The sequence below is a fragment of the Paenibacillus sp. J31R30 genome (genome assembly GCF_059692115.1).
The window spans coordinates 516,160-527,804 of the sequence record NZ_JCAUAV010000001.1 but is presented as its reverse complement, the minus strand read 5'-3'; the positions used below and the strand labels follow the sequence as shown (position 1 = coordinate 527,804).

At 47.2% G+C, this 11,645-nt stretch carries 8 protein-coding genes; all 8 read right to left on the bottom strand.

Annotated features, from left to right (window positions below):
• Window positions 1–6 precede the first annotated feature (6 nt).
• Complete coding sequence (locus AC58QO_RS01715; protein WP_497263477.1) at window positions 7–771, bottom strand: sugar phosphate isomerase/epimerase family protein; 765 nt, start codon at window positions 769–771, stop codon at window positions 7–9.
• 37 nt (window positions 772–808) lie between these two features.
• Complete coding sequence (locus AC58QO_RS01710) at window positions 809–1,693, bottom strand: carbohydrate ABC transporter permease (protein WP_497263475.1); 885 nt, start codon at window positions 1,691–1,693, stop codon at window positions 809–811.
• A gap of 15 nt (window positions 1,694–1,708) precedes the next feature.
• The gene (locus AC58QO_RS01705; protein WP_497263473.1) at window positions 1,709–2,605 is read right to left on the bottom strand and encodes an ABC transporter permease; all 897 of its coding nucleotides are present in this window, start codon (window positions 2,603–2,605) and stop codon (window positions 1,709–1,711) included.
• A gap of 84 nt (window positions 2,606–2,689) precedes the next feature.
• Window positions 2,690–4,348 (bottom strand): extracellular solute-binding protein, encoded by a 1,659-nt coding sequence (locus AC58QO_RS01700; protein WP_497263471.1) that lies wholly within the window; start codon window positions 4,346–4,348, stop codon window positions 2,690–2,692.
• Between the two features lie 141 nt (window positions 4,349–4,489).
• Window positions 4,490–6,148 (bottom strand): response regulator, encoded by a 1,659-nt coding sequence (locus AC58QO_RS01695; protein ID WP_497263469.1) that lies wholly within the window; start codon window positions 6,146–6,148, stop codon window positions 4,490–4,492.
• A gap of 3 nt (window positions 6,149–6,151) precedes the next feature.
• Window positions 6,152–7,900 (bottom strand): sensor histidine kinase, encoded by a 1,749-nt coding sequence (locus AC58QO_RS01690; protein ID WP_497263467.1) that lies wholly within the window; start codon window positions 7,898–7,900, stop codon window positions 6,152–6,154.
• Window positions 7,901–7,921: 21 nt separating this feature from the next.
• Window positions 7,922–9,340, bottom strand: a complete 1,419-nt coding sequence (locus AC58QO_RS01685; protein ID WP_497263465.1) for a sulfatase family protein — start codon at window positions 9,338–9,340, stop codon at window positions 7,922–7,924.
• Between the two features lie 109 nt (window positions 9,341–9,449).
• Window positions 9,450–11,633 carry a hypothetical protein gene (locus tag AC58QO_RS01680; protein ID WP_497264361.1) on the bottom strand — a complete coding sequence of 728 codons (2,184 nt, stop codon included), beginning with the start codon at window positions 11,631–11,633 and terminating at the stop codon, window positions 9,450–9,452.
• Between the last annotated feature and the right edge of the window lie 12 nt (window positions 11,634–11,645).

Here is an 11,645-nt window from a genome sequence, read left to right as displayed (position 1 = left end):
TTGTCATTATCTCGCTTTAAGAGCTCGCTTTACTGACGCAACCAGCCATTCCACTTCAGCATATTGATTCCCTGGGGCATTGTACTCTAAGCCTAAACAGCCTTTATATTCGGCATCGCGCAAAATAGAAAGACATTCCTCCAAGCGATTCACCGTATTAGTGGCATCTAGATGGGTATGCATAATGTACTTGGCAACTCTCCGGTCACCATTCTCAATATCACTGCGCCAGCGGTTAAAATGAAGCAAAATCCCGTATGCCGGGTGGTCAACCGCTTCAGAAACACGCATCATGACATCTGGATAAAGCTGGACACCGTAATGGTTTTCGGGTCCTACCTTGAAACCAGCGTTGTAAGCAAATTCGCTGTATTCCTTATAACCGGAAACAATGCAGTCGAACTGCTCCTCTGTTAGATCCGTCTGATCACGTACTCCGAAATCAATGCGCATGGTTCGAGCTCCTAGATACTCTGCTGCTCGCAGATGGGCAAACGCATTACGACGAAGCTCCTCCCGCTGTTCACGATCGTCGTGCCAAAGATCCGCCCAGTCGACGCACAAGTTAACGAGTTTAAGCTCTCTGTCGTCAAGCGCCTCCTTGACCTTGCGAAGATAATCCTCTTCCGTACTGAGGAGCATGCCGTTCCAAATATCGGCCGTTTCCAGGCCATAGCGGTACTTACACGACTCTAAGTACCCGAAAAGGTCGATCTTCCCTTCCTTCCGCAGTCCATTAAACGAATATGAAGCAATAGATATATTTGTCATCAAAATCAGCCTCCTATAGTCTCTGTTGTAGATTTTATTACCCTTTCACACTGCCCATTACAATGCCTTTGACAAAAAAACGTTGCAGAAACGGATACACCATAAGAATCGGCAGCACGCCTAAGAAAATTTGAGACGTTCTTACCGTACGTTCGGACAGCTCTTGCAGCAAGGTCAGATCTGTCGAAGTCATCATATTCAGATCATTGCTCACAATAATCGTACGCAAGTAACTCTGCAGCGGATAATTAGCAGGTGAATTCATCAGGATGAGTCCGTCAAACCAGCTGTTCCATTGGGCAACAATCGTGAACAAGAAAATCGTGGCAAGCGCCGGCATAGAGAGAGGTACATAAATGCGCCATAGGGTTATCCAGTGGCCAGCACCGTCCATGAAGGCGGATTCTTCCAGTTCCTTCGGCAAGCCTCGATAGAAATTCAATAAGAGAATGACATTGAACACAGGTACGGCTCCCGGCAGCACTAGTGCCCATATGGAGTCAATTAATCCAAGCGTTTTGATCGTCATATACCACGGAATCAAACCGCCATGAAATAACATCGTCAATACCATGACCCACGCATAGCCAGTTCTCCAGCTAAACTTGTGCTTTTCTTTGGATAACGGATAGGCGGTTAGCACAGTAAGAAGCATGCTGATGGAAGTACCCAGCAGCACACGCTTGAGCGAAACAGCGAGAGCGGCAAGAAATTCCGGTTTGTGCATGGCATATTTATAAGCGCTCGCCGTAAACTGCACAGGCCAGAGCTTGACCAAGCCCCCTGTGGCTGCGGCACTTGAGCTGAACGAAACAGCCAGTACATGGATTAGCGGCAAAATACACAGAATCGACAGCCCAATGAGAAATACATAGTTGAATGTAACGAACAGGATTCGGCCAGCTCCTGGATTTTGAACCATTGTCCCACTCCTCTTCTAGAAAATCCGGTAACCGGCGATCCGGTAAGCAAGTAAATAGGAAATGGAAATCAGCAACAGCGATACGACCGATTTGAATAAGCCAACTGCCGTAGCAACGCTATACTGCGCATCGATTAGACCGATTCGATAAACGAACGTGTCGATGATATCTCCACTCTCATATACTTGTGGACTATACAGATTAAATACTTGATCGAATCCGGCATTCAGCACATTCCCCAAGCTAAGGAGCGTCATCAGAACAACTACCGGCATCATGCTCGGCAATGTAATATGAAGTGTCTGCTTCCAGCGATTCGCTCCATCCATCACCGCTGCCTCATAGAGGGCTGGATTAATGCCCGTCAGTGCCGCCAAATACACGATCGTTCCAAAGCCGAAATCTTTCCACGTATCCGTTGTGACTAATACATAAGGGAACCAGCTGTTATTGCCTAGGAAGTAAATCGGTTCCAATCCGAACACGCCGCCGATTTGATTGACGATGCCTTTCAAGGAAAGCACATCGATCAGAACACCGCCTAGAATGACCCAAGATAAGAAGTGCGGCAAATAGATTAACGTTTGGACGCTGCGTTTGATTTTCTCGCCCACCATCTCATTTAGCAATAGCGCAACGGTAATCGGGGCGATAAGCCCTGCGATAATCTTCATGACAGCAATAAAGATGGTGTTGTATACGATACTTAACGTATCTGGCAAGTTGTAAACGTAGAGGAAATTTTTGAAGCCCACCCACTCTGAGCCAAACATGCCTTTCGCCGGCATGAATTGCTGGAAGGCAATAACAATGCCGAGCATCGGCCAATAACAAAAGACGATCAGGATGATTAATGCAGGGAGAAGCATCAGATGAAGAGGCAGCTCGCTCCGCCATTTTTTAAGAATCATGACATCACCTTCCTTTGGATTACAGAAAGAGCTGCGGGAAGGACATTCGCCTTTGGCCGCAGCTTTTCCTGTTGCCGTGCATGCTTATTTGGCACCTTTTGCCCAGTCATTGACTTCTTTCGTCATCTCTGCCCCGCCAAGCTTCTTCCAGTCGTCTACAAACTTATCGAAGGTTTCAATTGGATCACCCATAATAATCTTCGTGAACGTCTCGATCTCCATCTTGTCGAGCGTAGCTTTCTTCTCGCCCATCGTCTTAGTAGCTGCGCCGAAGAATTGATTCATATTCAACAAGTTTTGCTTCTGATATCCATTCAGAACCGAGAATGAACTGACCTCGCCAAAAACTCGTGCATGATTCCATTCTTTATTATCACCATTCTTAAATGCGTTGAGCTTGTCTAATCCTTGCTGTAGCTCCGGAGTTATCTTGGATTTATCTCCTGTCTTAATAATATTTGCGAGCGCAAGATGATAATCCATGTTTTTATTCGGATGCACGATTCGGAATGGAGCATATTTGAAAATTTCCATTCCTTCCTTGGTGGCAATGTATTTAAGCTGGTCTTGCTTCTCGCCCCAGCCCTTCTCCGCATACAGATTAATCATCTTCAAGAGAGCTTCCGGATTCTTCGCACCTTTTTTTACTACATAGTAGGAAGAGGTTGGATTCGATACGGATGGTTTAGCTGGCTTTGAATCTACGGAAACGAGCGGGTACGCTTGCCACTCCATTTTAGGATCGAGATCCTTTCCTTTCTGCAGCGGACTGATCGGATTCCACATCGATCCGAAGTACAATCCAATCTTGCCTGCTACTGCATCCTCGCCTGTTTTGTTGCCGTCTTTTACTCCGAATTCTTTATCAATCAAGCCTGATTTGTACATCTCCTGCAGCTTAAGCAAAGCCGGCTTCATCTCCGGTTGTACGGAACCGTAAGCTAGATTGCCGGATGGATCCTTCACCCATGATCCCATAAAAGCCTGGAAACCGCTGAAGTAACCGGACAATCCCATGATTCCACTAGCGCCAATTCCTTTATTGATGCCCAATCCGAACGTATCGTTCTTGCCGTTGCCATCCGGATCTTGCTTTGCAAACGCTTCCGATATTTTATATACGTCCTGCATCGTCTTCGGCTCCGGCAGATTCAACTTCTTCAGCCAATCTGTACGAACCCATAGAAGTGGTGCGCCGTCAATCATCGAGCCTCCACTCGGAACTGCCATCAGCTTCCCGTTGAATCTGGCGGAATTCAACTGCTCAGGTCCTTCGCCTTCCAGAAATTTCTTTGTCAAAGGCGTCGCATACTTCGCATAAAGAGTCGTTAAATTCTCCACCATGCCGGCGTCAACCAGCTGCTTTAACTGGATCGGCGTAACCCCGAAGAAATCCGGAAGATCGCCTGAAGCGATCATGACATTTAATTTCTGTGTAGCATCATCGTTCGTGGTGGCAATCCAGTTATATTTCACTTTGATTCCCAACTCGTCCAGGAATGTTTTGGACCACACGTTATTCTCGATCGTTTCGCCGTTCGCGAATTTGACAGTGGCATCTACGACTCTAACCGTTGATACTTCGATTGGTGTGGAGTACTTCTCCATAGGTCCAGAAGCCTGCGAAGGTGGGCTTGAGACAGGCACAGTGCTGGAAGACGGTGTAGATGATGAGCTGCAAGCCGACGTAGCAAGCATGGCACTTAAAGCAAGAAGAGAAATTGCAGATTTCTTAGCATTCATAGGGTAGCCTCCACTTTTTAATAAACAAATGATGTTTGTATCCCATCTGGGTTACAATTTTATTATAGGAAAGGCATTATTTACTTTATATACTAACAATTGCACATTGCTTGCACTATTTACACATGATCGCCTATTGCCTCAACTCTTGAGCATATCTCGATACTCCTGCGGAGTATGCCCCAACCTTTTCTTGAAAACGCGGGCAAAGTACGCTGGCGACTCAAATCCGACCTGCTTTGTAATCTCATGAATCTTCAGATTGGAATGAGCAATCAATTCCTTGGCTTTGCTCAGCCGGACGCCAATAATATAATCAGTCAAGCTGCAGCCGGCAATCTGTTTGTACAGACGGGATAAGTAATAAGGATTGAGATATACGACTTCCGACAGCGCCGTCAGAGATAAATCTTGATCCAGATGCTCCTCGATGTAACGGTTCAAATGCTCCACAACCTGATGTGACTGCACATCCTTCTCGCATTTTTGCACATCCAGCATTCTTAAGGCAGCCGTAACCAAATAGCGGAAAGCATCTTGGCGCCCCGGATGAAGCTCAAAGCTGGTCAGTTTGCTAAGCTCCAGCTCGGTTTGGCCTTCGCCTCCCCATTTATTCAGCTGCGATAAGAGCTGTGAAACGACAGCATAGTACACTTCCATGAAAAACTGCGTGTCCGCATAGAAAGGCCCGAACAAGTGCATCAGATCCTGCAACATCCGAACATACTCCCCGGGTTCTCCATGCTCGAATAGCAGCTCGCTTCCAGCCATGCGTTTAACCAGAATCCGAATCTCCTGCTTCTGCAGCTCGAACGAATCCGGCTTGCCAACAATCGAATTCGAATCGTCAATGATCAGCGTTTCCTCACCAAGACCTAGCCCACGGTTTAATCGCATCCACAGCCGTTCACAGCCGAGATGCAAGCTGCTCCAAGGCTCCGGGTTTAAAGAGGCAGCCAGCGAAATTGGTAATTGAAGCAGCTGCTTACAAGTCGATTGAATTAACTCCAATGTGCCGTGAACGAACCGAATAAATCGACTGTGCGCCTCTTCACCCGGGAATTCCCCCTCCTCTGCAGCCGATTTGGACTGGATCAGCCATACAAACCGGCTGCGGTCCAGCTCAACCGTATATAGGTTGCAGGAAGCGAGAAACTCTTCCGCCACATTATGAACCGCGTACATCAACAGTGCCTTATCGGATGGGAGCATATCTTCCTTCCAGCGATCAACTCTGCCGGTTACGAGCATGATAGGCTCACTTGCACGCAAGTCAATTACCAGCTCGTCTAAAGCATCCTGTCCTCTGTTAAAGGTTGAATAAGCACCCTCGCATAGCCCGAGCAAATATTCCCTTTGCAAGGCGGGGATTGCGCGCCGATACTGCTCTTGCGCTTTGATCACGAACTGCTGATTGGCACGGTATTCGGCCAAAGAGACGATCACACGATGAACGCATGCTCTAATTTCTTCAGGTGGCTCTGTCTTGAGCATATAATCGACGCTGCCATTTCGCAGAGCTGCCTGCGCATACTCGAAGTCGTTATAGCCGGTTAGAAAGATGACCCTGCAGTCCGGCCATCGCTCTATAATCCGCCGATGCAGCTCTAGTCCGTTGATACCCGGCATGCGAATATCAGTCATAACCACATCGATACGCATCCGGTTCAACCACTCCAGCGCCTCTGCGCCCGTATAAGCGCGAAGCAGCTCCAGCTCGAAATCTTCAATCTCGCTTAGCAGCCGATACATGCCGTCGACAAGAATCGGCTCGTCATCTACGATCATCACGCGATACATAGGTTATCGCCCCTCCATCGGAATTCGGATCTCCACGCGAAGTCCGCCCAGATCGCTCCGAGATAGCACTAGACCAGCCTGCTCTCCGAACTGAATGCGAATTCGTCGATGAACATTGACAAGTCCCGTTGTTTCAATCGATTCCGCTTCAACTTTCATTCGCCGCCTAAGCCCCGAAAGTATCTCATCGGATAGTTCATCTCCATTATCCTCAACACGGATGTATACATAGTCTTCGTGCTGGCCACACAAAATTCGGATGATGCCATCCTTCACTTTGTTATCCAAACCATGATTATAGGCATTCTCAATCAACGGTTGAATGATAAGTCTCGGCACGTGGATCAGCTCGAACCCCTCCGGGGTTGGATCGAAATCTACCTTAATGCGGCGGGAGAACCGGAATGCCTGAATATCCGTAAAGGCTCGTGCAAAACGCAGCTCGGCTTCCAGCGTTACATCCCTTGAACCATCGCGCGTAATAAACTTAAAATATTCGCCCAAATAGCGTGTAAATAGGGCCACGTTATCATACTCTTCATTCTGTGCCATATTAGAGAGCGTAAAGAAGCTGTTATATAAGAAATGCGGATTGATCTGCGCCTGAAGCTGCCTGAACTCGGCATGCTGTGCACGGTATTTCTGCTCATACACTTCATGGATGAGGATTCTCAAATGTTTGACCATGCCATTAAACTGGATAAATAAATAGGAGAATTCATCCTTGAACCGGTAATGGACCTCCTGATTGAGATTCCCCTGCTCTACCGTTCGGAACGCCTTCACCAGCGTCTTGAGCGGTCGATGGATCAGGCGGTAAATCATATAGGAGAAGAAAACAATCGAGACCAGTGAAACTGCGGACTGAACCCAAAACCATGTACGATACTTTTGCAGTGGTCCAAGCACGCTCGTTTCTGGTAAATACATCAACAGTGTAGATCCCAAGACCTTTGACTTCTCAAACGCTACGAAATAACGGACATCTCCAATTTGTAGTGACTCCGTATCGATTCCCACTGGTTTCTCAGCGAAACGTTTATTCGCAAACCAATGTTCCATCTGTTCATCCAACTCGACATCTTTACTACTCGACATACTCCATTTCCCATCATTATCCGCCAATATCGCGCCACCACCTGGCACATCCGTGAACTGTGAAAGTACACTCATCAGCTTCTTCTGGTTCAACTCGATGCTTAGCAGAAACGATGGCTGCTGCACGGGCAGCGCGTATTCCGGATAAGGAAAATTGATAAATAGTCGATCATTCCATAGCGTAAATGGCGATTGTCGCTTGGATGGCACCGACAGTGCCTGAAATTTATCTCTGTTAATCTGAATGACCGACTGGTCAGATGAAATCGCCCGATCCATGTCGGAGAAATAAATGCTCGCATCGCTGACATAGCTGCTTGATGCTTGTAACAGCATCATCTGCTTCTGCACCCTTAAGAGCGTCCGTGTCCGCTCGAAATCTTCCATCACCTGTGATGCGACGCTAAGCTTCAAAACATCTTCATCCTGCAAGTATTCCTTGCTGAAAGTCATCATTTTGCTGAATTCAAGCTCCAACAGCTCCAGATAAAAATGAACGCGATTCGACGTCGATTTGGCGATTTCCTCACGAACGGTATTCGATCCCGATTCATTCATTTTCAAATTGACCAGGTAGAGCGGCGCAACGATCAATATGATGGATAATACCAGCTTACTATATAGGGTTAAGTTGGGCTTCCGAACCTTCATCATGTCTTGAAGTCCCCCTGTAGTTTATTCTGAAATTCTTGGAAGTGGGAGCTTTCGACCTTTGATGAGCTGATTGTATACCCACATATTCTTTACTGTACGATCCTCATCCCTTAGCAGCAGCTCGTATAATCTCGCTCTAAATTCACTAACCAGCGTTGTTAAACTGGGATCCTCAATCACGTTACGAAGCTCATCCGGGTCACTTTGCAGATCATATAGCTCGTCGATATCAGTCGGATTCCAAATATATTTCCAATCTTTTGTCCTCAGCATGCGCTGAATATAGAGTCCAAACTGTTGACCGTTATATGTCGAGACAACCTGCTCCGGCCAATCTTCTGGCGTCATCCCCTGTAAAAGAGGAAGGAGTGAGCGACCGTGCAGCTTAACGTTCGGCAATGGCAAATTTGCTGCTTCAAGGAGCGTTGGTACAAGATCAAGTAAATTACAAACCATCGAATCACAGATGCTCCCTGCTTGCACAACACCTGGCCAACGCACAATCATCGGTACTCGGACAATATCGTCGTACATCACACAATGCTTGTCGAACATCCCATGACTACCGCACATATCGCCGTGATCCGTTGTATAGATAACAAGGGTATTGTCCGCTTCTCCGCTTTCCTCCAATGCTGCAAGGAGTTTACCAATAGCGTCATCTGTCTGGGTGATATGAGCGTAATAATGAGCCACAATGGGTGCCCAATCCTCCCATGTGTATTGCTCCAGCTCCCAGGTTACCAGCTGTTGCCTCTGAATATAGGGCTTCCCTTCAAAGGTATCATGGAAGCTGCGCCATTTAGGGATATCAGCAGGCACATACTGGTCTGCAAAAGCTCGGTTAGGTACATAGGGAGGATGAGGGTCTGTGAGATCAAAACGAATATGCCACGGCCCGGCCTGCTGCTGATAGTTCTTCATCACCTGGATGGCCTGCTCTGCAAGCCAATGTGTCCTCGCATCCTCAATTGGAACAGCATCGACGTAGCTTGGGAATGTATGCAGCAACGGCTGGTCCGGATACTTGGTTTTACGGAAATGGTTATACCTGTCTTCCCCAATATAGGTGTCATACCCAAATGCTCGCGGATCGTGATCATGACTCACATGCCATTTCCCAATATACCCGTTGCGATACCCATTCCTATGCAAATCACGTGGCCAGACGTAGCCGTCTGGGCTGAGATCCGGGATAGGCGGCCCTAAGTTGTAATTCCATAAGGTGCCAAGCGATTCTGCCCTTCTTCCTGCTAGAAAGGCTTGTCGAGCAGGACTGCATAAGGGAATTGGCGTGAATGCGTGAGTGAACCACATACCCTGTTCAGCCAACTTATCCAGATGAGGGGTGTGCACAGGGTAGTCATGACTGTATCCCAAGCAGTCATACCGTTGTTGGTCTACCATAATAAGAAGGATATTCGGCTGCTTGTCAGTCATTCTACATGTCACTCCTATTCACTCGATTGACGATAATTTCTACTATTCGAACAAAAGAACCGCATATAGAGCGGTCCTTTGTCTCGATACGCCAAGTAAAGAACTGTGCTTACTTCGTCACTTTAACAATGAAAACATCACTGGATGATGCGCCTGCATCATTAACAAGCTCTGCGCGATACGCATACGTACCAACGTTTCGATTCGATAATTGAACTACATCGGATTGGGCGGCTGGCGTTTGCTGTGTCAAAGTCTGTGTATGGATGAGCACGTCGTTCTCATACAGATTATAGGTCGAGCCGTTCGTTCCCCACCACATATTCATGTTAACCTTATAACTGCCATCCCCATCCCAATTGTCAGCGGATAGAACTGCTTTGCCTGGTGCAGCATTCGTTACTTTCACCTCGCGGACTTCGCTTCTTGTCGTACCAAATGCGTTGGTAAGCTCCGCGTAGTAACGATAAATGCCGTTCTTCTTACCGTATACGGACGTTGTGACGGATTGGGCGCTTGGTGATTCGTCCTTTAGAATGACGGTATCAATTAATACGTCATTCTCGTAAAGCTTATAAATTCGGCCATTATTTCCGTAATACAAATTCATCTTTACTTGATATTGACCATCTAGCAGCCCTGTATCGTGTCCATTATCATCACTTAGAACGGGCCTGCCAGGCTTGCCGCTACTCTTGGATGATATATTCGCAACAGTCGCAATCGCTGTACCACGATTTCCTGACGCATCCACAAATTCGAATGTGAAGCTGCCATTGTACAAAAACCTGTAGCTGCTTGAACCCTCATTATTCGTGATGGTCACAGTCTCGCTTGGTGTTATCGTAGCTGTTACTTCCTCCGCCGCAGGATCATCTGTGCTGTATGTCACTGTTGCCGTAGGCGCTTTCGTATCTTTAAAGCCATCGCGAATGTAAGCATTGACCTGATAGGCTGTGTATTCAAGCGGCCATTCTTTTAACCCGCGATTTCTAGCTTCTGATAAGAAGGCTTGCAAGGTTGCTGTTTTGCCTAATGTGCCATGGTAGGAATCAACAGATCGCGTCGGGTCGTCCCAAGTAGGATTGGACATATCCCCGATGCCACCGCCCCAGTTATACTGGATATTCCCCTCATACTTGATCCCAGCGTAATTCCTAATGCCCACGTAGGAGCCCAGCTCTTTACGATTAGCAACAATGTTGCCCTCTAGCGTGACTGTCCCGCTCCCCAGATCATCCAGCCAAAGTCCCCAAACGGCCGCTGTTCTTGGTGCGGTGCTATTGGTTGGATCCATTCTTTTTCCTGCCAAAATGACATTATTCTTGGCATGTGCAAACGTTCCGGCTGCCAATGGCGTACCACTATAACCCATCTGTAAACCGATGGAATTCTCGACAATCAGGTTATCCTCGTATAAGCCTCCTGGACGACCATGAATACCATGACTGGAAGCACGAGCAATCACATTTCCTCGCACAACCACATGGTTACCAACGTTGCTGGTCTGGATATACATATTGTGATTGTACTGATTGGCTCCCGCACCAGGGACCGTCTCATTCCAACCGTTGTGATCAAACAGATTCTCTTCGAGTAAAAGTCCATCAACACTTGTCGCATAGATGCCTGATGGTCTAAGCGCATTGCTGGTAGACGTATTCGGTGCCCAGACATCTGTCACGATCGATCTTCTTAGTTTAAAATTCTGATATTTAAAGGCTGCGAAGTTTTGGACAATAATATCTGTATACTCTAGCTTACAGTCTTCGACTAAGATATTGTCTCCGCCGCCAACGAAGCGCAAGCTCGCCATGGACGTCCCGTTGAACGCTGGATCTGCAGGATCCATTTTATAAGCCACAATGTGTAGACCTATGATAGACAAATGTGAGCGAGCCTGACCATTGTGGTCGATAAAGTTAGAGCCCACCTTCAATTTCGGCCTTTCGCCGGAGTCACCGTAATAGGAAAGTACGAGAGGCTCACTTGCACTTCTGCCCGATTTGAACCGGCCTAACGTTTCATCGGTCCACGTATCCCCTCTTTTTAGAAGCAAATGATCCGGAAACCCATCACGTACGATTGAGGCAGCTTTAGCGAGTGTTTTCACAGGAGAACTAGTTGAAAGTCCGTCATACGAGTCATCGCCTTCCGAGCTGCTTACATAGACGATCAAGCTGTCTACGCTCGCACTGATTTCCGTCCAACCGCTGTTAGATTGATTATCTTCCGCGAAGACGATGCTTGAGCATGCAAATATCGTTATCAATACAATTAGAGCTGATACCATTTTCTTCAAAGT

What these genes read in the sequence shown, in the direction of transcription:
- AC58QO_RS01715 (WP_497263477.1), bottom strand. Translation starts at nt 771, where the DNA reads ATGACAAATATATCTATTGCTTCATATTCGTTTAATGGACTGCGGAAG.
- AC58QO_RS01710 (WP_497263475.1), bottom strand. Translation starts at nt 1,693, where the DNA reads ATGGTTCAAAATCCAGGAGCTGGCCGAATCCTGTTCGTTACATTCAAC.
- AC58QO_RS01705 (WP_497263473.1), bottom strand. Translation starts at nt 2,605, where the DNA reads ATGATTCTTAAAAAATGGCGGAGCGAGCTGCCTCTTCATCTGATGCTT.
- AC58QO_RS01700 (WP_497263471.1), bottom strand. Translation starts at nt 4,348, where the DNA reads ATGAATGCTAAGAAATCTGCAATTTCTCTTCTTGCTTTAAGTGCCATG.
- AC58QO_RS01695 (WP_497263469.1), bottom strand. Translation starts at nt 6,148, where the DNA reads ATGTATCGCGTGATGATCGTAGATGACGAGCCGATTCTTGTCGACGGC.
- AC58QO_RS01690 (WP_497263467.1), bottom strand. Translation starts at nt 7,900, where the DNA reads ATGATGAAGGTTCGGAAGCCCAACTTAACCCTATATAGTAAGCTGGTA.
- AC58QO_RS01685 (WP_497263465.1), bottom strand. Translation starts at nt 9,340, where the DNA reads ATGACTGACAAGCAGCCGAATATCCTTCTTATTATGGTAGACCAACAA.
- AC58QO_RS01680 (WP_497264361.1), bottom strand. Translation starts at nt 11,633, where the DNA reads ATGGTATCAGCTCTAATTGTATTGATAACGATATTTGCATGCTCAAGC.